The 23,248-nt window shown below is 67.7% G+C and carries 28 protein-coding genes; 11 read left to right on the forward strand and 17 right to left on the reverse strand.

Going from position 1 to position 23,248, the window contains the following annotated elements:
• Positions 1 to 5: 5 nt before the first annotated feature.
• The 3 genes from MRB47_RS04860 to rpoH all read right to left on the reverse strand — a co-directional run bounded on the left by MRB47_RS04860 (position 6) and on the right by rpoH (position 3,031).
• Positions 6 to 722, reverse strand: a complete 717-nt coding sequence (locus MRB47_RS04860) for a Crp/Fnr family transcriptional regulator (RefSeq protein WP_252102054.1) — start codon at positions 720 to 722, stop codon at positions 6 to 8.
• Positions 723 to 958: 236 nt separating this feature from the next.
• Complete coding sequence (locus MRB47_RS04865; protein WP_252102055.1) at positions 959 to 1,969, reverse strand: Bug family tripartite tricarboxylate transporter substrate binding protein; 1,011 nt, start codon at positions 1,967 to 1,969, stop codon at positions 959 to 961.
• 126 nt (positions 1,970 to 2,095) lie between these two features.
• Entirely contained in the window at positions 2,096 to 3,031 is a 936-nt protein-coding gene (gene rpoH, locus MRB47_RS04870; protein ID WP_088888417.1) for an RNA polymerase sigma factor RpoH, read from the reverse strand.
• 191 nt (positions 3,032 to 3,222) lie between these two features.
• Between rpoH and cutA the strand changes: the two genes are divergently transcribed.
• Positions 3,223 to 3,585 (forward strand): divalent-cation tolerance protein CutA, encoded by a 363-nt coding sequence (cutA, locus tag MRB47_RS04875; RefSeq protein ID WP_252102056.1) that lies wholly within the window; start codon positions 3,223 to 3,225, stop codon positions 3,583 to 3,585.
• A 50-nt stretch (positions 3,586 to 3,635) separates the two neighbouring features.
• Here the strand turns inward: cutA and ftsY are convergent, their stop codons facing one another.
• Positions 3,636 to 4,784, reverse strand: a complete 1,149-nt coding sequence (ftsY, locus tag MRB47_RS04880; RefSeq protein ID WP_252102057.1) for a signal recognition particle-docking protein FtsY — start codon at positions 4,782 to 4,784, stop codon at positions 3,636 to 3,638.
• A 29-nt stretch (positions 4,785 to 4,813) separates the two neighbouring features.
• On the opposite strand from ftsY, the gene MRB47_RS04885 reads away from it, so the two are divergent.
• The 4 genes from MRB47_RS04885 to coaD all read left to right on the forward strand — a co-directional run bounded on the left by MRB47_RS04885 (position 4,814) and on the right by coaD (position 8,928).
• Entirely contained in the window at positions 4,814 to 6,268 is a 1,455-nt protein-coding gene (locus MRB47_RS04885; protein ID WP_252102058.1) for a M16 family metallopeptidase, read from the forward strand.
• A gap of 15 nt (positions 6,269 to 6,283) precedes the next feature.
• A complete protein-coding gene (locus MRB47_RS04890) occupies positions 6,284 to 7,666 on the forward strand; it encodes a M16 family metallopeptidase (protein ID WP_252102059.1) in 1,383 nt (460 codons plus the stop codon).
• On the forward strand, positions 7,663 to 8,286 hold the full coding sequence (gene rsmD, locus MRB47_RS04895) for a 16S rRNA (guanine(966)-N(2))-methyltransferase RsmD (RefSeq protein ID WP_252102060.1): 624 nt from the start codon (positions 7,663 to 7,665) through the stop codon (positions 8,284 to 8,286). The genes MRB47_RS04890 and rsmD overlap by 4 nt, the downstream gene beginning before the upstream one ends.
• Before the next feature lie 144 nt (positions 8,287 to 8,430).
• Positions 8,431 to 8,928, forward strand: a complete 498-nt coding sequence (coaD, locus tag MRB47_RS04900; protein WP_252102061.1) for a pantetheine-phosphate adenylyltransferase — start codon at positions 8,431 to 8,433, stop codon at positions 8,926 to 8,928.
• Here coaD and MRB47_RS04905 read toward each other — a convergent pair whose 3' ends face one another.
• The 7 genes from MRB47_RS04905 to MRB47_RS04935 all read right to left on the reverse strand — a co-directional run bounded on the left by MRB47_RS04905 (position 8,929) and on the right by MRB47_RS04935 (position 13,516).
• On the reverse strand, positions 8,929 to 10,029 hold the full coding sequence (locus tag MRB47_RS04905) for a putative zinc-binding metallopeptidase (protein WP_252102062.1): 1,101 nt from the start codon (positions 10,027 to 10,029) through the stop codon (positions 8,929 to 8,931).
• A gap of 90 nt (positions 10,030 to 10,119) precedes the next feature.
• Positions 10,120 to 10,434 carry a BON domain-containing protein gene (locus MRB47_RS04910; protein WP_015914146.1) on the reverse strand — a complete coding sequence of 105 codons (315 nt, stop codon included), beginning with the start codon at positions 10,432 to 10,434 and terminating at the stop codon, positions 10,120 to 10,122.
• 99 nt (positions 10,435 to 10,533) lie between these two features.
• Positions 10,534 to 11,079 (reverse strand): bacterioferritin, encoded by a 546-nt coding sequence (locus MRB47_RS04915; protein ID WP_011806611.1) that lies wholly within the window; start codon positions 11,077 to 11,079, stop codon positions 10,534 to 10,536.
• Between the two features lie 22 nt (positions 11,080 to 11,101).
• Positions 11,102 to 11,494: a hypothetical protein gene (locus MRB47_RS04920; RefSeq protein ID WP_252102063.1), complete on the reverse strand. Its 393-nt coding sequence runs from the start codon at positions 11,492 to 11,494 to the stop codon at positions 11,102 to 11,104.
• A gap of 55 nt (positions 11,495 to 11,549) precedes the next feature.
• Positions 11,550 to 11,714, reverse strand: a complete 165-nt coding sequence (locus MRB47_RS04925) for a DUF1328 domain-containing protein (protein WP_011806609.1) — start codon at positions 11,712 to 11,714, stop codon at positions 11,550 to 11,552.
• A 167-nt stretch (positions 11,715 to 11,881) separates the two neighbouring features.
• Positions 11,882 to 13,225 (reverse strand): CHASE3 domain-containing protein, encoded by a 1,344-nt coding sequence (locus MRB47_RS04930; protein ID WP_015914144.1) that lies wholly within the window; start codon positions 13,223 to 13,225, stop codon positions 11,882 to 11,884.
• Between the two features lie 150 nt (positions 13,226 to 13,375).
• Positions 13,376 to 13,516 carry a hypothetical protein gene (locus MRB47_RS04935; RefSeq protein ID WP_252102660.1) on the reverse strand — a complete coding sequence of 47 codons (141 nt, stop codon included), beginning with the start codon at positions 13,514 to 13,516 and terminating at the stop codon, positions 13,376 to 13,378.
• Here MRB47_RS04935 and MRB47_RS04940 point away from each other — a divergent pair.
• Positions 13,451 to 14,011: a response regulator transcription factor gene (locus MRB47_RS04940; protein ID WP_252102586.1), complete on the forward strand. Its 561-nt coding sequence runs from the start codon at positions 13,451 to 13,453 to the stop codon at positions 14,009 to 14,011. The two genes, MRB47_RS04935 and MRB47_RS04940, sit on opposite strands and share 66 nt — an antisense overlap.
• 116 nt (positions 14,012 to 14,127) lie before the next feature.
• Here MRB47_RS04940 and MRB47_RS04945 read toward each other — a convergent pair whose 3' ends face one another.
• From MRB47_RS04945 to gpmA, 4 genes are all read right to left on the reverse strand, one after another.
• Positions 14,128 to 14,538, reverse strand: coding sequence for a response regulator (locus MRB47_RS04945; protein ID WP_015914142.1), 411 nt, complete (start codon positions 14,536 to 14,538; stop codon positions 14,128 to 14,130).
• A 108-nt stretch (positions 14,539 to 14,646) separates the two neighbouring features.
• Entirely contained in the window at positions 14,647 to 15,411 is a 765-nt protein-coding gene (locus MRB47_RS04950; RefSeq protein WP_123676200.1) for a HesA/MoeB/ThiF family protein, read from the reverse strand.
• Between the two features lie 67 nt (positions 15,412 to 15,478).
• The gene (locus tag MRB47_RS04955) at positions 15,479 to 16,915 is read right to left on the reverse strand and encodes a S41 family peptidase (protein WP_011806604.1); all 1,437 of its coding nucleotides are present in this window, start codon (positions 16,913 to 16,915) and stop codon (positions 15,479 to 15,481) included.
• Positions 16,916 to 17,030: 115 nt separating this feature from the next.
• Positions 17,031 to 17,774 (reverse strand): 2,3-diphosphoglycerate-dependent phosphoglycerate mutase, encoded by a 744-nt coding sequence (gene gpmA / locus MRB47_RS04960; protein WP_252102064.1) that lies wholly within the window; start codon positions 17,772 to 17,774, stop codon positions 17,031 to 17,033.
• A gap of 73 nt (positions 17,775 to 17,847) precedes the next feature.
• Here gpmA and MRB47_RS04965 point away from each other — a divergent pair, with 73 nt between their 5' ends.
• From MRB47_RS04965 to MRB47_RS04980, 4 genes are all read left to right on the forward strand, one after another.
• Positions 17,848 to 18,255: a rhodanese-like domain-containing protein gene (locus MRB47_RS04965; protein WP_047349768.1), complete on the forward strand. Its 408-nt coding sequence runs from the start codon at positions 17,848 to 17,850 to the stop codon at positions 18,253 to 18,255.
• Positions 18,256 to 18,305: 50 nt separating this feature from the next.
• Complete coding sequence (grxC, locus tag MRB47_RS04970; protein WP_011806601.1) at positions 18,306 to 18,563, forward strand: glutaredoxin 3; 258 nt, start codon at positions 18,306 to 18,308, stop codon at positions 18,561 to 18,563.
• Positions 18,564 to 18,664: 101 nt separating this feature from the next.
• The gene (gene secB / locus MRB47_RS04975) at positions 18,665 to 19,117 is read left to right on the forward strand and encodes a protein-export chaperone SecB (RefSeq protein WP_011806600.1); all 453 of its coding nucleotides are present in this window, start codon (positions 18,665 to 18,667) and stop codon (positions 19,115 to 19,117) included.
• A gap of 71 nt (positions 19,118 to 19,188) precedes the next feature.
• Positions 19,189 to 20,181 carry an NAD(P)H-dependent glycerol-3-phosphate dehydrogenase gene (locus MRB47_RS04980; protein ID WP_252102065.1) on the forward strand — a complete coding sequence of 331 codons (993 nt, stop codon included), beginning with the start codon at positions 19,189 to 19,191 and terminating at the stop codon, positions 20,179 to 20,181.
• A 310-nt stretch (positions 20,182 to 20,491) separates the two neighbouring features.
• Here MRB47_RS04980 and panC read toward each other — a convergent pair whose 3' ends face one another.
• Both panC and panB read right to left on the reverse strand, forming a co-directional pair.
• Positions 20,492 to 21,361, reverse strand: a complete 870-nt coding sequence (gene panC / locus MRB47_RS04985; RefSeq protein WP_252102066.1) for a pantoate--beta-alanine ligase — start codon at positions 21,359 to 21,361, stop codon at positions 20,492 to 20,494.
• 16 nt (positions 21,362 to 21,377) lie between these two features.
• Positions 21,378 to 22,259, reverse strand: a complete 882-nt coding sequence (gene panB / locus MRB47_RS04990; protein ID WP_252102067.1) for a 3-methyl-2-oxobutanoate hydroxymethyltransferase — start codon at positions 22,257 to 22,259, stop codon at positions 21,378 to 21,380.
• 65 nt (positions 22,260 to 22,324) lie between these two features.
• Here panB and nadC point away from each other — a divergent pair, with 65 nt between their 5' ends.
• Positions 22,325 to 23,203: a carboxylating nicotinate-nucleotide diphosphorylase gene (gene nadC / locus MRB47_RS04995; RefSeq protein WP_252102068.1), complete on the forward strand. Its 879-nt coding sequence runs from the start codon at positions 22,325 to 22,327 to the stop codon at positions 23,201 to 23,203.
• Positions 23,204 to 23,248 lie beyond the last annotated feature (45 nt).

A 23,248-nucleotide genomic window follows, 5' to 3' on the forward strand; every position in this document is an offset into this window, starting at 1 on the left:
CTGGCTTACAGCGCGGCGTGCACCGGCGCTTGCGCCGCAGGGGCGGTGCGCGCAGCCGCACGCGCCTGGTACAGGTTGGCCGCCGAGCGGCGGCCGCCGCGCGTGAGCGCCAGCAGCGCCAGGGCGCGCGCCACGGACTCGCGCGTGGTGGCGAGCAGGGCAGCTAGCACCGTATGGCTGGGCAGGCGCACCAGCGTGCTGCGCTGCAGCTCGGCCAGTTGCAGCAGCGCGCCCGCCAGTTGGCCCACCACGCCGCGGATGCGGGCGATGCGGCCCCAGTCGGCCAGGCGCGCGTTGGCGTTCAGTTGTTCGCGCGCCAGTTCCAGCAGGAATTCGCCTTGGGACTGGCGGCCCGCCCCCAGCAGGGGCGCCAGGTCCAGTTGGCAGACGCGCCCCGGCGTGACCGCCACGTAGGACAGGTCCGCCGGCTGCTGCAGCAGCGCGGGGGCGCCCAGGGCCTCGCAGCAGCCCGCCATGCCTACGGGGTGCTCCACTCCATCGTCGCCGCGGCGCTGCACCAGCAGCGTACCGATCTTGACCACCTGCACACTGTGGATGCTCTCGCCCTGGCGCTGCAGCATCTCGCCCTTGCGAAAGCGCCGCTCCGTCAGGTGCCCGCGCCAGCCCGCGCGCGTTTGCGGGTCCAGGCGGCCCAGCAGGCACTGCTGCTGGCAGGCGCAGTCGTTGCAGGTATGGCCGCCGGAGGACGGATGGTCGGTCATGAGTACAAGCCAAAATGGGCTTCAGCGCTTGTCTGGCAGGCGGTGGAAGCTATGAATACCGTAGCGCCTCGCGGAGGGCCGGTCAACGGCCTCGGAGTGCTGGGGATTGGCGGAGAGTGTGCAAGGCGGGGCCGTCCTGCCCCGTGACCTAGGTCAACGTTTGGGACCAAGTGCCTGCACTGCGCGCCCCACGCCGGCCCTTACCGGCGTGGCCGCCGCGCTGCGACGGTGCGCGGTCACTCGGCGCGGATGCCTTGTTCGCGGATGACGCGGCTCATGGTGGCCGTGTCGGCCTGGATCCGGTTGGCCAGCCCCTCGGCCGAGGAGCCAATGGCCTGCCAGCCCTGCTGGAACAGCTTGGCGCGCACTTCCGGGCTGCGGGCGATCTCACCGATCACGCGGGACAGCCGTGCGCGCACCGGGGCGGGCATGGACGCGGGTGCGGCAAAGGCGTTCCAGATCTCCAGCTGGAAATCGCGCACGCCGGCCTCCGCCAGGCTGGGCACCTCAGGCGCCAGCGTGCTGCGGCCCGCGGAGGTCACGCCGATCAGGCGCAGCTTGCCTGCCCGTGCCTGGGCCTGCGCGAGCGCGGGCGGCAGCAGCGCCATTTGCAACTGGCCACTCAGCATGGCGGTGGCCACCTGCGGGTAGCCGGGGTAGGGTACGTGCACCGGTGCAATGCCGGTGCGCGCCTTGAGCAGCTCGGTGCCCAGGTGGCCCACGGTGCCCACGCCGGGGGTGCCGTAGCTCCAGCGGTCGCCCGCGGTGCGCGCGGCCTGCAGGAAGGCGCGTGCGTCGGCGCCCGCGGGCACGTCGGGCTGGTTCACGGGAGCGGTCAGGACCAGGGGCGATACGCCGATCAGCGACAGCGGCGCGAAATCCTTCACGGGGTCGTAGGGCACGTGTGCGTTGAGCAGCTTGGCGATCGTCAGGTTGCCGTTGATGAACAGGCCGATGGTGTGGCCGTCCTGCGCCTTGGCGACCGCATCGGCGCCGATGTTGCCGCCCGCACCCACCTTGTTTTCCACGACCACGGGTTGGCCCAGGGCCTGGGACAGTGGCTCGGAGAAGGTGCGCGCCGTCAGGTCGGGCGAAGAACCCGGTGGGAAGCCCACGATGATGCGCAGGGGCTTGGCAGGCCAGCCGGGGGTGGCGGGCGCGGCATCCTTCTGGGCCACGGCGGCGCCGCAGGCCGAAGCCAGGGCCAGTGCCAGCAGGCCGCGGCGGGCGAGGGGGTGGGGGAACATGGGTGGCGATCTCCAGTCTGGGCCGGGCAGCCAGGTGCGGCCCCGCCGGCAAAGAAAAAGGCGCGTAGCCGGTGAGGGCTGCGCGCCTGGATTATCTGCCCGCGATCCGGGCTGCTGGGCGAAGGCTCAGGCGTACTCGGCCAGCGCCTTCTTCATCTTTTTCATGGCGGCCACCTCGATCTGGCGGATGCGCTCCGCGCTCACGCCGTACTCGGCCGCCAACTCGTGCAGTGTCATGCCGCCCGAGCCATCGTCGTTCACCTGCAGCCAGCGCTGCTCCACGATGCGGCGGCTGCGTGCGTCCAGGCTGTCCAGGGCGGTGGCAATACCGTCCGTGGCCAGCGCGTCACGCTGGCGCGACTCGATCATGGCGGTGGGCTCATGGCCCGCGTCGGCGAGGTAGGCGATGGGGCCAAAGGCCTGCTCGCCATCGTCGCTGGGAGCGGGGTCCAGCAGCACGTCGCCACCGGACAGGCGCGTTTCCATCTCGATGACTTCCTCGCGCTTCACGTTGAGCTGCTCGGCCACCAGGTCGATCTCGTGATCGGATAAGGTTTCGCGGTGCGTGTCGGCGTCCAGCGCGTCGGCCTTGAAGCCCTGCTTCATGGAGCGCAGGTTGAAGAACAGCTTGCGCTGCGCCTTGGTCGTTGCCACCTTGACCATGCGCCAGTTCTTCAGGATGTACTCGTGGATCTCGGCCTTGATCCAATGCATGGCGTAGCTCACCAGGCGAACGCCCTGGTCAGGGTCAAAGCGCTTGACGGCCTTCATCAGGCCCACGTTGCCCTCCTGGATGAGGTCGCCATGCGGCAGGCCGTAACCCAGGTACTGGCGCGAGATGGACACGACCAGGCGCAGGTGCGACAGCACCAGGCGGCCGGCAGCCTCGACATTGTTGTCATCCTTGAGCTGGCGCGCGTAGCGCTGCTCCTCCTCCTGCGTGAGCAGGGGAAGGCGGTTGACGGCGGAGATATAGGCGTCCAGGTTGCCCAGCGGGGGAACCAGCGCCCACGGGTTCGCGGGCGCGAGGGTCGTCACGGAGGTTGCAGTCTGGAGTGCCATATCGGTAGTCCTTTCTTCCATGCAAATCATATTAGCACTCCATTGGAGAGAGTGCTAAAGGCATAGTTCCCCTACGGATGTAGGAAATAACCACCAAGAGGCGCAACGACGGCCCTTAAAACGCAGGTGGGGCTGCTTCGCCGCGCGTCAAGGGTCCATTGTGCAGGTACGCCTTGTGCCAGACTTCAATCATGACCTCTTCCCGAGACGCACAGATCGCCGTTGTGACCACCACCGTGGGCGACGCCGCCGCCGCACACCGACTGGCCAGCGGCGCTGTCCAGGCGCGCCTGGCCGCCTGCGTGCAGGTGGAGGCCATCACCTCGCACTATGTCTGGCAGGGGGTACAGCAGGCGGAAGCAGAGTGGCGGCTGGTGTGCAAGACGCTGCTGTCTGCCGCGCCCGCCTTACGGGAATGGCTGCGTGCCCAGCACCCCTACGAAGTGCCGCAACTGCTCACCCACGCCGTGCAGGCAGAGCAGGACTATGTGCTGTGGGTGGCGCAGCAGGTGGGCCCGGCCTCGATAGCCGGGGCTGGTCAAGCGCCGCGTTGAAGCCATGACTGGCGGATGCCGCCTGCATCCGCCCACAGGGGGTAACTATCTCAGGTCAGCAGGGCCTGGGCGAATTCGCGTGCGCTGAAGGTCTCCAGGTCTTCCACCTTCTCGCCCACGCCAATGAAGTACACGGGCACGGGCCGCTCCTGCGCGATGGCGGCCAGCACGCCGCCCTTGGCCGTGCCATCCAGTTTGGTGACGATCAGGCCGGTGAGTTGAAGCGCGTCGTCGAACGCGCGCACCTGCGCCAGCGCGTTCTGGCCGGTGTTGCCGTCGATCACCAGCAGCACCTCGTGCGGGGCGCTGGCATCGGCCTTGGTGACCACGCGGCGGATCTTCTTCAGCTCTTCCATCAGGTGCAGCTGCGTAGGCAGGCGGCCGGCAGTGTCCACCAGCACCACATCTTTGCCGCGCGCGCGGCCGGCGGTAACGGCGTCAAAGCTCACGGCGGCAGGGTCGCCCCCTTCCTGGCTGACGATCTCCACCGTGTTGCGCGTGGCCCAGACACCCAACTGCTCGCGCGCCGCGGCGCGGAAGGTATCGGCGGCGGCCAGCAGCACGCTCTCGCCATGGTCGGCCAGATGCTTGGTGAGCTTGCCGATGGAGGTGGTCTTGCCCGCGCCGTTCACGCCGGCCACCATGATCACGGTGGGTGTGTGCTCGCCGATCACCAGGGGCTTTTCCAGCGGCCGCAGCAGGTCGGCCAGCGCATCGGCCAGCAGTCCCTTTACGGCAGCAGGCTCGGTGGTCTTGGTTTCTTTCACGCGGCGCTTGAGGTCCTCCAGCAGGTGCTGCGTGGCTTTCACCCCGGTGTCGGCCATGAGCAGGGCTTCCTCCAGCTCGTCGTACAGCGCCTCGTTGATCTGCGTGCCCGTGAAGACGGTCGCGATGCTGCTGCCGGTCTTGCGCAGGCCGGATTTCAGCCGGTCCATCCAGCCCTGGCGTGCGCCCTCGGGCTTCGGGGTGGGCTCGGGGACGGCAAGGGGCGCGTCGATGGCTGCGGGGGCGCCGGCCGAAGGGGCAGCCGGCTCCGGCACGCTGGTGGCGCCTGCGCCAAAGGGCTTGCGCAGCCAGCCGAATGCGCCGCCGCTGGCAGGGGCTTCGGCCGCGGGTGGTGCCGCAGGGCTGGCCACGTCCTCGGGTGCAAGGGCGGGTTCGGTGGGGGCGGGCGGTTTCTTCTTGAAAAAACTGAACATTGGCGGGTTCTTAGAATCGCAGCCATTCTATGAAACGCGCTATCACCCTTGTGGGCCTGCTGGCCTGTCTGCACGCCTGGGCGCAAAACCCGGCGCATGAGTCCCCACCTGCTGCGTCTGCCGCGGCGGCGCACGCCCAGGCCACCTCGGCCAGCGGTGCGCAGCAATTCACCCTGAAGAACGGCATGCAGCTCATCGTGCAGCCTGACCGGCGCGCGCCCACGGCGGTGCACATGGTCTGGCTGCGCGTAGGCGCCATGGACGAGGTGGACGGCACCTCGGGCGTGGCGCATGTGCTGGAGCACATGATGTTCAAGGGCTCGAAGGCCGTGCCGCCGGGCGAGTTCTCGCGCCGCGTGGCGGCGCTGGGCGGGCAGGAGAACGCCTTCACCAGCCGCGACTACACCGGCTATTACCAGCAGATACCGGCCGACCGGCTGGCCGACGTGATGCGGCTGGAATCCGACCGCTTCGCCCACAACCAGTGGCCCGACGCGGAGTTCACCAAGGAGATCGAGGTCGTCAAGGAAGAGCGCCGCATGCGCACCGAGGACCAGCCGCGCGCCGCGCTCATCGAGCAGCTGTTCGCCTCCACCTTCATCGCTTCGCCCTACCGTCGCCCGGTGGTGGGCTGGATGAGCGATCTGGACTCCATGACCCCCGACGACGTGCGCCGCTTTCACCGCGACTGGTACGTGCCCGACAATGCCGCCGTGGTGGTGGCGGGTGACGTGGACCCGGCGCAGGTGCTGGCCCTGGCGGAGAAGACCTACGGCACCATTCCCGCACGTGCCTTACCAGCGCGCAAGCCGCGCACCGAGCCGGCGCAGCAGGGCCTGCGCCGCATCGCCTTCAAGGCGCCGGCCGAGCAGGCCTACGTGGCGTTGGCCTTCCGCGTGCCGGGCGTCACGCGCCTGGACGACATGACCGATGCCGACCGTGACGGCCTGGCGCTGCTGGTGCTGTCGGCCGTGCTCAGCGGCTACGACGGCGCGCGCCTGGAGCGAGCCCTCACGCAGGGTGCGGACCGTGTGGCCGACGGCGCGGACAGCCAGGCGTCCATCCTCGGACGCGGGCCGGCGCTGTTTCTCATGACCGGCGTGCCCGCCGCGGGCAAGACCTCGGCCCAGGTCGAGGAGGCGCTGCGCGCCGAGGTGGCCCGCGTGGCGCGCGAGGGCGTGAGCGAGGCCGAGCTCTCGCGCGTGAAAACGCAGTGGGCGGCCTCCACCATCTACGCGCGCGATTCGCTTTACAGCCAGGCCAGCGATCTGGGCAGCAACTGGGTGCAGGGCCTGCCGCTGGACGCGGACGAGCGCATGCTCAAGCTGCTGCGCGCGGTCACGCCGCAGCAGGTGCAATCCGTGGCGGCGCGTTACTTCGGCGACGATCAGCTCACCGTTGCCACGCTGCTGCCCCAGCCCGTGGCGGCCGGTGCCAAGCGCGCTGCCCCAGCACCCGACGCTGCCGGTGGCCGCGTGCATTGAGCCAAGGTGTCAGCGATGTACAAAACTCTTAAAACGATAGCTGCTCGCGCTTTTCTGATAGGCGCTGGAGCCATTTTTTATACCCAATCTGCCTGGGCGCTCCTGCCCATCCAGCATTGGACCGAGCCCAGCGGCGCACGCGTGTGGCTGGTGGAAAGCCCGGCCATTCCCATGGTGGACGTGCAGGTGGACTTCGATGCCGGCGCGCGCCGCGACCCTGCGGCCCAGGCGGGCCTGGCCGCGGCGGCCGCGCTCATGAGCTCCAAAGGCGTGACCGCGGGCGGGCCGAACGAGCCCCCGATGGACGAGAACGACCTGGGCGAGGCCTGGGCCGACCTGGGCGCCAGCTTCGAGGCGGGCGCCGAGCGCGACGGCCTGGCGTTCTCGCTGCGCTCGCTGACCGAGCCCGATCTGCTGGACCGTGCCGCGCGCCTGGCCGCGCGCCAGCTGGGCCAGCCCAGCTATGCACCGGACGTGTGGCAGCGCGAGCGGGCGCGCTGGAGCGCCGCCATCAAGGAGGCCGACACACGCCCCGGCACCGTGGCCAGCAAGGCCTTCAACGCCGCAGTGTTCGGCGGCCACCCTTACGGCCAGCGCGCCACGGCCGAGACACTGAACAACATCCAGCCGGCCGATCTGCAGGCTTTCCATGCCCAGTACCTGCAGGCCTGCCGTGCGCGGGTGAGCATCGTGGGAGCCCTCACGCGTTCCCAGGCGCAGACGTTGGTGCAGACGCTGCTGTCGCGCCTGCCTGTGCCCCAGGCCGGGGCCTGCGCGCCGTTGCCAGCCGTGGCCGAGGTGCAGCCGCTGGCACGCGCCGTGCAGGAGGATGTGTCCTTCGCTTCGGCACAGGCCCATGTGCTCATCGGCCAGCCGGGCTTCGTGCGGCGGGATCCGGACTTCCTCGCGCTGCTGGTGGGCAACCACATCCTGGGCGGCGGTGGGTTCACCTCGCGCCTGACCAATGAGGTGCGCGAGAAGCGCGGCCTGTCCTACAGCGTGGGCAGCAGCTTCTCGCCTGGCTTGAACGCCGGGGCCTTCGTCGTCGGCCTGCAGACCCGGCCCGACCAGGCCGCCCAGGCCGTGCAGGTCACGCGCGACGTGCTCGCGCGCTTCGTGGCCGAAGGACCCACCGAGGCCGAACTGCGCGCCGCCAAGGACAACCTCGTCGGCGGCTTTGCACTGCGCATCGACAGCAACCGCAAGCTGCTGGCCAACGTGGTCAACATCGCCTGGAACGACCTGCCGCTGGACTACCTGGAGCACTGGACCGACCGCGTGGAGGCCCTTACCGTGGCCGACATCCGCGCCGCCCTGCAGCGCAAGCTGCAGCCCGAGCGCATGGTGACCGTCACCGTGGGCGCGCAGCCGGCCGACACGGCAAAGGCCCGGCCATGAACCGGCGTGCCGCGGCGCCAGCCGCCCCGCGCATAGCCACACGTACTGCAGTGCGTGCGCCCGCCAAGGGCGCCGGCGAGGTGCGCATCATCGGCGGGCAGTGGAAACGCACGCGCTTGCCCGTGCTGGACAAGCCCGGACTGCGCCCCACGCCCGACCGCGTGCGCGAAACGCTTTTCAACTGGCTGGGCCAGGACCTGACGGGCTGGCGCTGCCTGGATGCCTTTGCCGGCACAGGCGCCTTGGGTTTCGAGGCCGCATCGCGCGGCGCGGCCAGCGTGCTGCTGGTGGAGGGCGACGCCGCACTGGCCGCACAGCTGGAGACGCTGCGCCAGCGCCTGCACACGAGCGCCGTGCGCGTACAGCGGGGCGACGGCGTGGCCGCGCTGCGCCAGTGCACGCCGGCCAGCATGCACCTGCTGCTCATCGACCCGCCGTTTGGCGGCGAGCTGTTCGCCCCTGCGCTGCAGGCCGCCGCACAGGCCGTGGCGCCCGACGGCTTCATCTACCTGGAGGCCCCCGCGGCCTGGATGCAGGAGCAGCTTGGCCCGCTGGGGCTGGCGCTGCACCGGCACCTGAAGGCCGGGGCCGTGCATGCGCACCTGCTCCACAAAGCCTGATTGCTATTGATATAGGAGCTGCTCGCGCTTGTTGGTAGGGCGCTGGAGGCTGATTTGGCTTCAATGGCCCATGGGCAGGCGTGCGCTGCATAATCCGCCCCACGGGGCCGTGCGGGCTCCGCCACTGCAAGGAGACCCCACGCCATGGTGCATGTGCTCGCCGTTTATCCCGGAACCTTCGACCCCATCACGCTGGGGCATGAGGATCTGGTGCGCCGCGCGGCAAGACTGTTCGACCGCGTAATCGTGGCCGTGGCCATTGCCCACCACAAGAAAACCCTGTTCAGCCTGGACGAGCGCATGGAGATGGCGCGCCAGGCGCTTGCCGACTGTCCGCAGGTGCAGGTCGAGTCCTTCGAGGGGCTGGTGACGGAGTTCACTGCCGCGCGCGGCGGCACGGCCATGGTGCGCGGGCTGCGCTCGGGCACGGACTTCGACTACGAGTTCCAGCTTGCCGGCATGAACCGCGCGCTGGTGCCCGGCGTCGAGACGGTGTTTCTCACACCCGCGAGCCAGTACCAGTTCATCAGCAGTACGCTGGTGCGCGAGATCGGCACGCTGGGCGGCGACGTGGCGCAGTTTGTCTCGCCCGGCGTGCACGAGCGCCTCTTGCACAAGCTGGGCCGCACCGCCGCGGCGTGATCAGCGCCGCGCCACGGTGTCGTGCACGAAGCGCAGCTTGCGCAGCGCGCCCGTGGACAGGGCAAACGGATAGGCATCGCGCTGGCCCATGCTGCGGTTCAGGCTGTTGAGTAACAGCGTCAGCGGCATCCACGCCGAGACCATGGCATCAAAACCGGGCGCCGGCTGTGCAAACGGGTCGGGCATGGCGTAGTGCTGCGCGTGGTCGGGTGTCGTGCCGGGAATGGCCATGTGGGTCTGAAAGCTGGCGGCCGTCTCCAGCAGATCGACCAGGTGCAGGTAATGCGCCCACGTTTCGGCCCAGTCCTCCCAGGGGTGCGCGGCGGCATAGGCGCTGACGTGCTGCGGCTGCCATTGCGCAGCGGGCAGGGGGGCACGCTGGTAGTGCGCCTGCAGCGCCTGGGCGTAGTCGCGCCGCTCGTCGCCGAAGAGTGCGCGGAAGGCCTCCACATGCCCGGCGCGCAGCACCAACTCTTCCCAGTAGTAGTGGCCGGATTCATGCCGCAGGTGACCCAGCAGCGTGCGGTAGGGCTCATGCATGGCCTGGCGCCGGCGCGCGCGCTCGTCGTCATCGGCCTCGGCCACGTTGAGGGTCACGACACCCTGGGCATGCCCCGTCATGACGGGCGGCGCGCCCGCCACGTCCGCCAGGAATTCATACACCGGCCCGGGCTGCTGCGTGCTCAACAGTCCCAGGCGCGCCAGCGTGTAGAACAGGTGCCGCTTGGCGCTCTCTATCTGCGACCAGCGGCGCAGGTTGTCGGGCAGGGACAGGTCCGGTAGCACGCGCGTCCGGCGGCAGGCGGCGCACAGCCCGCCGTGCGCCTGGGCATCTGCGGCCTGTAGCGCAAAGGTGCAGGCGCCGTAGGTGGTGCGGTTGGTGCATAGCTGGTAGTGGGCCGGTGGCGCAGTACCGTCGCTGCCGCGTGTAGGAACGCGCTGCCAGGTGCGCGACAGGGCGTGGTCGCCGTCGTCCGCAGGCGCGAGCGCCAACATGGCCATGTCTTCGGGAGAGAACGCCAGCGTGCAGCCGCAGTGCACGCATTGCACGCTCTCGAAGAACACGAGGGAGCCGCATTGGCCGCAGTGGAACAGTCGCATGCGTAGGGATTCTGACGCAGGTAGTGCGCCTCACGTGCCAGTGAAAAAAAACGCCGCCCAGAGGGCGGCGTTCCTGCGCAGTCGTGTGCGTCAGGGGCGCACGACGATGCTGTTGCGCACCTCGCGCACATGCTTGGTGTTGCGCGCGATGGCTTCGGCGCGGTCCTTCTCGGCCTGGGTCTTGGCAAAGCCCGAGAGCTGGACGGTGCCGTTCAGCGTCTCCACGCTGATGGCGGTGGCAGAGACGCTCTTGTCCTCTGCCATCTTGGCCTTCACGGCGGTGGTGATACCTGCGTCGTCCATGTAGGAGCCCACGGTTTGCTGGTTGCGTGCTACCGAGCAGCCGGTGGAAACGATGGTGGCGCCTGCAAGCAGGGAAAAGGCGATGGCACGTGCGTATTTCATGGTTGTGTCCTTGGGTTATGGTTGAAAACACGGGTGCTGGGATAACCCCGCTGCGGCCTGTTGCACCCTCCGGTGGCCTCAACGGTTGGGAAAGGGAGGCTAGCGGTGCAGCCAGTCCTTCAGTTCATCCGCATGCTCTTCCTCGTCGGCCAGGATGCCTTCGAGCATGCGCCGCGTGGTGGGATCCTTGTCGCCGATCAACTGGATCATCTGGCGATAGGCCTCCACCGCGATGCGCTCCGCTACCAGGTTGGCGCGCACCATGTCTTGCAAATCGGACGACTCATCGTATTGCGCATGGCTGCGCGACAGTAGCGTAGAAGGGGAGAAGTCCGGCGATCCGCCCAACTGCACGATGCGTTGGGCGAGCAGATCGGCATGGGCTGCCTCCTCGTTGGCGTGCACCAGGAACTCTGCGGCGATCGCCGGCGACTCGCGGCCGTCCGCCGTGAAATAGTGCCGCTTGTAGCGCAGCACGCAGACCAACTCGGTCGCCAGAGCGTCGTTGAGCAGGGCAATGATGGCATCGCGGTGTGGGCCGTACGCGGGCGTCACGGCGCCTTCGTCCAGATCCGCGGTGGCTGCCTGGCGCAGCGCGGCTTCGTCAAGCTGAAGCGCGCTGGCGTGGGTATCGCTGTGCATCATCGGGTCGGTTCCTGCGGTAGTCTCAATAACGCTCGCCGCGGTGGCGTGTCCACATCAGCGCAGTGGCAAAGGCGGCGCCCGCGGCTGCGGCGATCAGCAGGGACTTGCCGGGTTGTTCCGCGACGTAGCGGTTCGTGGCGTCCGCAGCCTGGTGGAACTGGCGCCGCGCGCGTTCGCCGGTGTGCGCGCAGTACGAAATGCCGCGCGTGGCCAGATCCTGCGCCTTGGCGGCCAGGTCGTCGATCATCGGGTCCACGCCCTCTTGCATGCGCTGCATGCGGGTCTCGGCCTTGTCGATGGACTCATTGGTCATCCGGCGGGTGGACTGCAGTGTTTCGGACGCCTTGTCGAACACGCCTTCGGCCACGTTGTGCGCCGTCTCTACCGCCTTCTGGGTGGTGGTTTGGATCGTCATTGGGGGAGTTCCTTTCTGTGGTGGCATCTGCCTGGCGGGCCAGGTTGCTGGGGCATCAGCCCCTCTTCAACAAGCTGAGCACGAAGGTCACAACCGCCATGATCACGAACACGAAGAACAGGATCTTCGCGATGCCCACGGCGCCGGCGGCGATGCCTCCGAATCCGAACAGGGCGGCCACCAAGGCGATGACCAGGAATACCACTGCGTAATGCAACATAACCAGCTCCTTGTTTTCGGCGCGGTGCGCCGGGTGGTTGCGAATGCGCCTGAGCACATGGCTTGACTGTAGGGAGGCTGGCGTTGCATGAGTGCCGGTGGCTGGCGCACCCCGCTGTAGGACGCCACCGATCAGATGAGCAGCCCGGACGCAGGGCTGCGAACGCGTCAGGTCAGCGTGTGCGGCAGCACGGCGCTGACCAGGGTGCCCTCGCCGGGCGTGGACGTGACCGTGAGCTTGCCGCCCGCCGCCTCGACACGGTGGCGCATGCCGAACAGACCATGCGCGTCGGGGGCGATGCTTGAGATGTCGAACCCGTCGCCGTCATCCCGCACCTGTACCGATACATGGTTGGGATAGCTGTGGACCGACACCAGCACCTTGCGCGCGTTGGCGTACTTGCTGATGTTGGTCAGCGACTCCTGCACCAGCCGGTAGACGGTGAGCTGCGCTGCGTCGGACAGCTTGGCGGACTCCAGGCTGGTGTCTATCTGCAGGTTGCTGCGCTGCGCGAAGTCGCGCGTGAGGATTTCCAGCGACGTGGTGAGCCCGAGATTGGAGAGCGACGAAGGGCGCAGGTCCTCGATGATGCGCCGCTTGAGCGCGATGCCGCTGTTGAGCGTTTCGGTGAGGTGCTGCACGCGCTCGGCGTTCTCGGGGGTGTGCAAATCGATGCGCGACTTCAGGCGCGCCACGTCCAGCTTGGCGGCCGTGAGCAAAGCACCCAGCTCGTCGTGCAGCTCGCGCGCCAGGTGTGCGCGCTCTTCCTCGCGTACTTGCTGCAGATGGCTGGCCAACTCGGAGAGCGCGGCAGTGCGTTCACGTACCAACTGCTCCAGTCGGTCGCGTTCGCGCGCCAACACCTCCTGCTCGCGCGCATGCGCAGCCTGCAAGGCGCTGGTCTGGCGCAGGTACAGGTAGAACGCCAGCAGCCCCACCACCGCCACGGCGGCGATGCCGATGCGCGAGAGCATCAGCGAATGCAGGATCTCCTGCGTGCTGTGTTCCGTTTGCTGGGCGCTGCGCGCCACCAGTCGGGCTGCGATCGCCCGAATGGCATCCATGTTCTCCTTGCCCACGTCGGTGGAGAGCACGAACTTCCAGGCGTCGTCGTTGTCCTGGCGGCGCAGCTTGAGGCTGAGGTCGAGTTCGGAAAGCTTGCGCGTGATCTGCTGCGACAGCTGGGAAAAGTCGTCCAGGTCCTGCGGTGCGTGCCGGTAGGTCTGGCGCAGCTCATCAAGGTTGGTATTGATGGTGGCGACCGCCTGCTCGTAGGGCTGCAGATAGCGCTCGTCGCCGGTGAGCAGGTAGCCGCGCAGCCCCGTCTCGGCGTTGAGCATGTTCTGCAGAAGCCGGTCGAGCGCAGCGCGCGTGGCGTGCGAGCGGGCCAGGTCGCCCACGGCCGCGTGCGAGCGCATGTACCCGGTTTCGTTGATGCCGACCAGCAGGGCCACAGCCAGCAATGCCAGCGGCAGACTGACGGCGATCTTGCGCAAACGGGACCAACTCATGCTTGGGCTTCTCCAAGGGGACTGGCAGGGCACGGTTGAAAATGCATATCATCGGCCTGCGCTGCCATGCTAGTGCAATGCAGAGCAGATGGGCAGATCTTCAGACCATACCTTACCGGGGAGCAAGGCGCTCTCCTCTTGAAAGAAGGCTCAATGATCAAGATTGGCATTGTGGATGACCATGCGATAGTCCGTGCCGGGCTGCGCCAATTTCTCTCGGAACATGTGGACCTGCGGGTCGTTGGCGAGGCAAGCAACGGCAGGGAAGCCATCGATCTGGTGCGCGTTCATGAGATCGACGTCCTGGTGATGGACCTGTCCATGCCCGGCCAGAGCGGCTTGGATGCGTTGGCCATGCTGCGCGCCAAGGCGCCCGACATGGGCATCCTGATCCTCAGCGGCTACCCCGAGGAGCACTATGCGATCAATCTGATCCGACAGGGTGCGAGCGGCTATCTGAACAAGGAATGCGAGCCCAAGGAGATCGTGGAGGCCATCCGCACCATCGCCCTGGGGCGCCGCTACCTGACCCCGTCCGTGGCCGACCTGCTGGCCCAGCAGCTCAACCGCAAGGACGATGCGCCGCCCCACGAGCAGCTGTCGGAGCGCGAGTTCCAGGTGTTCCTCAAGCTGGCCAAGGGCGAGACGGCGGGTGACATCGCCAAGTCGCTGTCGCTGAGCGTGAAGACCGTGAGCACCTACCGCACGCGGCTCATGGAAAAGATGGGGCTGTCCTCCAACAGCGATCTGACGTACTACGCGCTCAAGAACAAGCTCATCGATTGAGCGCAAAGCGCACAAAGCACAAGGGCCAGTCACTGACTGGCCCTTGTGCTTTGTGCAGAGGTTTGAGAGTAAGGATGGGCGCGTGTCAAAGTGCAGATGGGGCCCGCGCAGCGCCGTCAATTGGTGGCCGCTGAACTAGCAGCTGCCCGCTGCGTGCTGTTGCTGTGTTCGATGCAATAGTCCACCAGCGCCTCGATCTCGTTGGATTTGTCAAACACGGCGTCCACCCCCAGCTGCGCACAGCGCATGCGCACGTCGGGTGTCGCGTAGTTGCTCAGCACCACCATCTTCTGCGCTGACAGGCGGTTGCGGCAGGCGGCTAGCACGCCCAGCCCGCTGCCTTGGCGTAGGAACAGGTCCACGATGGCCAGGTCCCACTGGGAGGTGTGCGAGGTAAGCCACTCCTTGCCCTCGTCCTCCGTCTCGGCGATGCCGACGGCTTCCACCTCCGCCAGTTCTTCGAGCGTTCCGATCAGGTTTTCGCGGATGGTGGCGTTGTCTTCGACGATGTACGTGCGCAGTTTCACGGTGCTTCCTGTTCGGCCGGGAACGAAAAATAGGGCATCGGCGCTACTGTATGAAAACAGGCTGGCGGATTCTGCCAGCAGCCGGGTGCAGTGCCCGTAGGTGCATTCCTACCCGGCTGGCGCGTGCAGGGATCCGCACACGGGGCAGGCCGGGTCGCGCAGGGTGCGCACTTCGGTCCACTGCATGTCGCGCCCGTCCAGCATCAGCAGCCGGCCAGCGAGCGAGCTTCCGACCCCCACGAGCAGCTTGAGCGCCTCGGCCGCCTGCATGGTGCCGATGATGCCGACCATGGGCGCGAACACGCCCATGGTGGCGCATTGCACCTCCTCAAAACGGGCGGTGGGCGAGAACAGGCAGGCATAGCAGGGCGTGTCATCTCGGCGGGGGTCGTACACGGAAATCTGCCCGTCGAAGCGGATGGCCGCGCCTGCCACCAGGGGCTTGCGTTGGCGTACGCACGCGGCGTTGATGGCCTGGCGCGTCTGGTAGTTGTCCGTGCAGTCGAGCACCACGTCTGCGGCGTTGACCAGCCCATCCAGCGCGGCGGCGTCCACACGCTGGCGCACGGTGCGCACTGAAACCAGGGGGTTGATGGCCTGCACGGCCTGGGCCGCGGAGTCGACCTTGGGCGTGCCGACGCGCGCCGTGGTATGGGCGATCTGGCGCTGCAGGTTCGTGAGGTCCACCACGTCGTCGTCCACCAGCGTCAGGGTCCCCACGCCTGCGGAGCCGAGAAACAGCGCGGCCGGCGAGCCCAGACCGCCGGCACCGATGACGAGTACGTGGGCTGCCAGGATGCGTTCCTGCCCCTCGATACCGATCTCGTCGAGCAGGATGTGGCGGGAATAGCGCAGCAGTTGATCGTCGTTCATGGGGTGGTGGGCGTGAAAAAGGCCGGGCTCCGCGGGAGTCCCGGCCTGGTTGCCAAGAAAGACAGCGTCAGTTGTCCTTCTTCTCTTCCTTGCGTTCCGTGAGGGTCTTGCTGGCCAGCACGGTGCGGCCCTTGAGCTGGTTGAGTGCCTGGCTGAGCTGGAAGTCCTTGTCCGAACCGTACTCGGGCAGCTTGCGCTCGGACACGGGCTTCTTGGCCTCTTCCTCGAGGCGTTTGCGGGCCTCCTCGCGCGCCTTCTCGCGGCCGGCATCCTTCGCTTCCTCGCCCTGGCCGCTGGTCAGGTGCTTTTCCAGGTCGGCTTCGCGCATGCGCAGCGATGCGTAGATGTCGCCCTCGGCGGTCTCGTCGAGCATGACGTCTGGCACGATCCCCTTGGCCTGGATCGATTTGCCCGACGGCGTGTAGTAGCGCGCCGTCGTGAGCTTGATGCCCGTGTCGGGGCCCAGCGGCCGCACGGTTTGCACCGAGCCCTTGCCGAAGGTCTGGCTGCCCATGATGGTGGCGCGCTTGTGGTCTTGCAGCGCCCCCGCGACGATCTCGCTGGCCGAAGCCGAGCCTTCGTTGACCAGCACCACCAGGGGCACGGTCTTGATGGCGGCGGGCAGGCGCTTGAGCGGGTCGCCGCTGCCGCGGCGCAGATAGAACTCGGGCGAGGCCTTGAACGTGGCCTTGCTCTCGGCCAGCTGGCCGTTGGTCGAGACCACCGTCACGTTCTCCGGCAGGAAGGCAGCCGACACGGCCACGGCCGCATCCAGCAGGCCGCCGGGGTCGTTGCGCAGATCCAGCACCAGCCCCTTGAGGCGGGGATCCTGCTTGTAGACCTCTTCGACCTTGCGCACGAAGTCGTCCACCGTGCGCTCCTGGAACTGCGACAGGCGGATCCAGGCGTAGCCCGGCTCGACGATCTTGCCCTTGACCGATTGGGTCTTGATCTCCTCGCGCGTGATCGTGACGGGAAAGCTGCGGCTCTCGTCGCGGCGCAGGATGGTCAGCGTCACCTGCGTGTTCGGCTCGCCCCGCATGCGTTTGACCGCGTCGTTGAGCGACAGGCCCTTCACGGCCGTATCGTCGATTTTCGTGATGAGGTCGTTGGTCTTGAGCCCCGCGCGGTCGGCGGGGGAGCCCTCGATGGGGGAGACAATCTTGATCAGGCCGTCTTCCTGGGTGATTTCGATGCCCACGCCCACGAAGCGGCCGGTGGTGCCTTCGCGGAATTCCTTGAACGACTTCTTGTCGAAGTACTGCGAATGCGGGTCGAGGCTGGCGACCATGCCACCGATGGCATCGGTGATGAGCTTGCGGTCATCGACCGGCTCTACATAGTCGGTCTTGATCAGGCCGAACACGGCCGAGAGCTGCTGGATTTCCTCCAGCGGCAGCGGGGTCATGGCGCCGCGTGCCACGGTCTGCAGCGAGACGGTCGTGAGCGCTCCGGCCACCACGCCCACCGATATCCATCCAGCAATTTTGAGTTTGTGGCCCATAGAACACCTCTACCGATTCAATATACACCTTGGAAGGGCTGCGGCCTGGGCAGTTCCTTCAGGATCTGCCTATTTTTCAAGCAAGACCGCGCTACGCTTTCCAGAAGGCGGCGGCTCAGGCCTTGCCTTGCGATGCCACCGCGGCTGCGGCTTTGGCGGCGGCCTCGGCGTCGCCCAGGTAGTAGTGGCGCAGCGGCTTGAGGTCCGCGTCCAGTTCGTACACCAGCGGAATGCCGTTGGGAATGTTCAGGCCCACGATGTCCTGGTCGGAAATGTTGTCCAGGTATTTGACCAACGCACGGATGGAGTTGCCGTGCGCGGCGATCAGCACACGCTTGCCCGAGCGGATCGTTGGCGCGATGGCTTCGTTCCAGTAGGGCAGCACGCGCGCCACCGTGTCCTTGAGGCACTCGGTCAGCGGCACCTGCTCGGGCGCCAGGCCCGCGTAGCGGATGTCGCCACGCTCGCAGCGCGGGTCGGTGGGCTCCAGGGCCGGCGGGGGGGTGTCGTAGCTGCGGCGCCAGACCAGCACTTGCGCGTCGCCATACTGCTTGGCCATGTCGGCCTTGTTCAGGCCCTGCAGAGCGCCGTAGTGGCGCTCGTTCAGGCGCCAGCTGTGCTCCACGGGCAGCCAGGTGCGGTCCATCTCGTCCAGGCAGTGCCAAAGCGTGCGCGTGGCGCGCTTGAGCACACTGGTGTAGGCCAGGTCAAACTCGTAGCCCTCGGCCTTGAGCAGGCGGCCGGCATTCTTGGCCTGCTCGATGCCCGTGGGGGTCAGATCCACATCGGTCCAGCCGGTGAAGCGGTTTTCCAGATTCCACGTGGATTCGCCGTGGCGGATCAGAACGAGTTTGTGCATGGTGTCCCTTGGGGCTTCAGGTCAAAAACCCGACATTCTAGAATTGCGCGGTTTGCATACCCCAAGGAACCCCGTGAATTTCGTTCTCGACAATTGGTATTTGATCTTCCTCGCGCTGGCCTCGGGCGTCATGCTGCTGCTGCCTGCCCTCAAGGGGGCCGGGGCCGGTACCCTGGGCACGGCGCAGGCCGTACAGCTCATCAACCGTGAGAAGGCGGTGGTGATCGACGTGTGCGAGCCTGAGGAGTTCGCCGCGGGCCACGTGGGTGGCGCCAAGAACATCCCGCTGGGGCAGTTGCAGGAGCGCCTGCCGCAGGTGGCCAAGAACAAGGCCGTGCCCATCATCCTCGTCTGTGCCAAGGGCGCGCGCGCCTCGCGGGCTGCAGGCATCGCCAAGGGCCTGGGCTACGAAAAGGCGCAGGCGCTGGCCGGCGGCCTGGCCGCTTGGCGCGAGGCCAACCTGCCGGTTGAAAAGGCCTGAGGCGCCCGCATCTACCAGCATTGTTCGTTACGCAGAAAGGTCGCCGTCCCATGCAAGCCGTGAAGATGTACACCACCGCCGTGTGCCCCTATTGCATCCGCGCCAAGCAGTTGCTGAAGCTGAAGGGTGTGGAGCAGATCGAGGAAATCCGCGTGGACACCGACCCCGCCGCGCGCCAGCACATGATGGAGATCACCGGCCGGCGCACCGTCCCGCAGATCTTCATTGGTGACACCCACGTCGGCGGACACGACGACCTCGTGGCCCTGGACAGCCGTGGCGGCCTGGTGCCGCTGCTGGGCGCCTGAGCCTTTGCCGCCATTGGCGCGTTGCATAATGCGCCCCATGTTGCCCGCTGCGGGAGCCTCTCCCGGGCGGGCTTTGTTTTGACCGAAAGACCGAGACCACCATGGCCGAAGAAACCCCCGTGTTCCAGATTCAGCGCGTGTACCTGAAGGACCTGTCGCTGGAGCAGCCCAATTCGCCCGCGATCCTGCTGGAGCAGGAGCAGCCCAGCGTGGACATCCAGCTGGGGGTCGAGGCCACACCCGTGGTCGAAGGCATCTTTGAGGTGGCCGTGACCGCCACCGTGCAGACCAAGATCAAGGACAAGACCGTGTTCCTGGTGGAGGCCAAGCAGGCCGGCATCTTCGAGATCCGCAACGTGCCCGAGGACCAGATGGGCGCCATCATCGGCATCGCCTGCCCCCAGATCATCTACCCCTACCTGCGCGGCAACGTGGCCGACACCGTGACGCGTGCGGGTTTTCCGCCCGTGCACCTGGCCGAGATCAACTTCCAGGCCATGTACGAGCAGCAACAGGCCGCAGCCGCCGAGGCTGCCACCAGCACGGCCCAGTAACGGCTTCTTGGTCGTAACGGGTGTTAGAGCCATTTAAGGCTCTAGCGCCCGCCTGATAAGCGCGAATAGCTATGAAAATAGTAGTCCTTGGCGCAGGCGCCTGGGGCACTGCCCTGGCCATGAGCGCGGCTGCGCACGCAGCCTGCCATGAGGTGACGCTGTGGGCCCGTGACGCACCGCAGGCGCAGGCCATGCAGGCGAAGCGGCAGAACCAGCGCTACCTGCCCGGCCTTGCGTTCCCGCCCGGGCTGCACGTGGCGTCGGGTGACATGGGCGCGCTGGCCGCTGACGCCGACCTCGTCGTCGTCGGCACGCCCATGGCTGCGCTGCGCGGCATGCTGGAACGGCTGGACGGCTGCGCGGCGCCCATCGCGTGGCTGTGCAAGGGCTTCGAGGCCGGCACGGGGCTGATGGCGCATGAAGTGTGCGCGCAGGTCGCACCGCGGCTGCACAGTGGCGTGTTCAGCGGCCCCAGCTTCGCCCAGGAGGTCGCCACCGCCCAACCCACGGCCATGGTGGCCGCCAGCCCCCGTGCCACGGTGCGCGATGCGCTGGTGCAAGCCTTTCACGGGCCCGCGTTGCGCGTGTACGCCAGCGAGGACATCGTAGGCGTGGAAGTCGGCGGTGCGGTCAAGAACGTATTGGCGATTGCCACCGGCCTGTGCGACGGGCTGCAACTGGGGATGAATGCGCGTGCGGCATTGATTACCCGCGGTTTGGCGGAAATGACCCGCTTAGGCCTTGCCCTGGGCGCGCGGCCCGAGACCTTCATGGGCCTGTCGGGCCTGGGGGATCTGGTGTTGACTGCTACGGGCGACCTGTCGCGCAACCGCCGTGTGGGGTTGTTGCTGGCCGAGGGGCGGACCTTGGCACAGGCGGTGGAGTCACTGGGCCATGTGGCTGAGGGGGTGTACAGCGCCCGCACCGTGGTACAGCGCGCGCGTGCGCTGGGCGTTGAGATGCCCATTGCGGAGTGCGTCGTGGCGCTGCTCGACGGTGAACTGCGCGCTGCCGAGGCGGTGGCCCGGCTCATGGAGCGCGAGCCTACCGTCGAGCGCCATTGATGCGCACACATCTCCCGTGAACAGCAAAAAGCGGCCCGCAGGCCGCTTTTTGTCGTGCGCGGTTCAGGGTGCTTGGGTCACACGACACCGAACAGCATCAGCAGCAAAACGATACTCAGCGGGACACCCAGAAGCCAAAGAATGATCGGCATGTACGCCTCCTATAGGGATGGTTGAAACATGCCTTCACCTTAGCGATGGGCCAGACGCCCCGATGTCCGTCCAGGCTGCCACGCCGCGTAGGTCATCGCGGTCCTGTGCTTGTGCGAGTGCGCCTACGCCTACGCACGGACTGCCGCCGCGCGCGGTCTCAGAATTCCAGGTTGTCGATCAGCCGCGTGCTGCCCAGGCGTGCCGCGCCCAGCGCCACCAGCGTACCGGCGGCCGCGCCTGCAGCGGGGGGCTGAAGATCGTGGCGCTGGCGCACAGTGAGGTAGTCGGGCGCCCAACCTTGCTGCGCCAGGGTCTGCAGAGCCTGTTGTTCCAGGGCGGCCAGCGGGGGGGCGCCGGGTGCCTGCGCCGCCTGGGCCAGCGCGCGCAGCGCCGCGGACAGTTGCACGGCCTGGGCGCGCTCGGCGGTGCTCAGGTAGCCGTTGCGTGAGCTCAGGGCCAACCCATCGTCGGCGCGGGCCGTCTCGCCTGCCACCACCTCTACGGGCAGCGCGAATTGCTGCACCATGCGGCGGATCACCATGAGCTGCTGGTAGTCCTTCTTGCCGAACACGGCCGTGCCGCCGCCGCTGGCGAAGAACACTGCGGAAAACAACTTCATGACCACGGTGCACACGCCCGTGAAGAAGCCTGGGCGGAAATGCCCTTCCAGGATGTCGGCCAGTTGCGGGTCGGGCTGCAGCTTGAAGGTCTGGGGTTCAGGGTAGAGATCGCTCTCGCGCGGCGCGAAGACGATGTCGCAGCCCGCGGCCTCCAGCTTGGCGCAATCGGCCTCCCAGGTGCGGGGGTAGCTGTCGAAGTCCTCGTGCGGGAGGAATTGCAGGCGGTTCACAAAAATGCTGGCGACCAGCACGTCGCCCAGCGGCCGGGCCTGGCGCACCAGGGCGATGTGGCCGTCGTGCAGATTGCCCATGGTGGGCACGAAGGCGGGGCGCTTGCTGGGGCGGCCTGCGCCGGGATGCGCGGCGATGGCGGCGCGCAGTTCGGGAATGGTGCGGACGGTGATCATGGGTGAAGGTGTTTGGTCAATTCCAGGCGTGCAGTGCGTCGTCGGGGAAGCGCCCTTGCTTGACGGCCTGCACATAGGCCTCGATGGCGCCGCGCACGCTGCCCGCGTCCTGCATGAAGTCGTGCACGAACTTCGGGTTCTTGCCCAGGTTGATGCCCAGCATGTCGTGCATCACCAGCACCTGCCCGGCCGTGCCGCTGCCCGCGCCGATGCCGATGGTGTGGCAGCGTGGCAGGGCCTGCGTGAGGTCGCGTGCCAGGGGAGTCGGCACCATCTCCAGCACCAGCATGGCGGCGCCGGCGTCCTGCAGCTCCAGCGCCTGGCGGCGCAGCTGCTGGGCGGCTTGGTCGCCCTTGCCCTGCACGCGGTAGCCGCCCAGGGCGTGCACCGTCTGAGGGGTGAGGCCCAGGTGCGCGCACACGGGTACGCCGCGCTCCACGAGGAACTGCACCGTGGGCGCGGTCCAGCCGCCGCCTTCGAGCTTGACCATGTGGGCGCCCGCCTGCATGAGCTGGCAGGCACTGCGCAGCGCTTGCTCGCGGCTCTCGGCATAGCTGCCGTAGGGCAGGTCGGCGATCAGCCAGGCCGTGCCCTGTACGCGGTGCAGGCCGCGTGCCACGCTGGCCGTGTGGTAGGCCATGTGCTCCAGCGTCACGCCCACGGTGCTGGGCAGGCCCTGGCAGACCATGCCCAGCGAATCGCCCACCAGGATGCACTCCACGCCCGCGGCGTCGGCCACGGCTGCGAAGGTGGCGTCGTAAGCGGTGAGCATGGTGATCTTCTCGCCCGCCTCGCGCATCTGCGCCAGGCGGGGCAGGCTCACGGGGCGCCTCTGGGGCAGCGGCGACGCGGGCGGCAGCGTGCCATAGGGCGTGCCGGCGGTGGGGGAGTCGGTCATGGCGCTTGGGATCCGTCGGGTTGCAAAAGTGCGGCGAGTCTATGCGATGCGGCTATGCTCGCCCCATGACGACGAGAGACTTGTTTGGCGCCGACGCACTCGCGGCGCTGGCCCGTGCCGATGTGGACCGCGCCCTGCTGGAAGACGTGGGCAGCGGCGACCTGACGGCCGGCCTGATCGACCCCGCGCGCCGCGTGCGTGCGCGCATCCTGGCGCGTGAAGCCGCCGTGATCTGCGGCGCTCCTTGGGTCGAGGCCGCGCTGCGTGCGCTGGACCCCGGTGTGAAGCTGACCTGGCATGTGGCCGAGGGCGCGCGCTGCGCCACCGACCAGGTGGTATTGGAGATCGAAGGCCAGGCGCGCGCGCTGCTGAGCGCCGAGCGTACGGCGCTCAACTTCCTGCAGCTGCTGTCGGCCGTGGCCACCAAGACGCGCACCTATGTGGATGCCGTGGCCGGCACCCGCGCCCACATCGTGGACACGCGCAAGACGCTGCCGGGCCTGCGCCTGGCGCAGAAGTACGCCGTGCGCACGGGCGGTGGCACCAACCATCGCATCGGCCTGCACGATGCCGTGCTCATCAAGGAAAACCACATCGCTGCCGCCGGCGGCGTGACGGCGGTGCTGCGGGCCGCCCAGGCGGTGGCTGCGCAGGCTGCATTCATCGAGATCGAGGTGGAAACGCTGGCGCAGCTGCAGGAGGCGCTCGATGCGGGCGCGACGATGGTGCTGCTGGACAACATGCCGCTGGCACAACTGCGCGAGGCCGTGCGCATCAACGCGGCGCATGCGGGCGGGGGCGCCATCCTGGAGATCTCGGGCGGCGTCACGCTGGAAGGCCTGCGTGCGCTGGCCGAGACGGGCGTGGACCGCATCTCCATCGGCACGCTGACCAAGGATGTGAAGGCCACGGATTTCTCCATGCGCCTGCAGGATTTGGCCTGACACGGCGTAGCGTCTTCCAAGACGCGACAATCGATTCCCCCTCGT

Origin of the sequence: Diaphorobacter sp. LI3 (genome assembly GCF_022807955.1) — a bacterium.
GTDB classification, from domain to species: Bacteria; Pseudomonadota; Gammaproteobacteria; order Burkholderiales; family Burkholderiaceae_C; genus Diaphorobacter; species Diaphorobacter nitroreducens.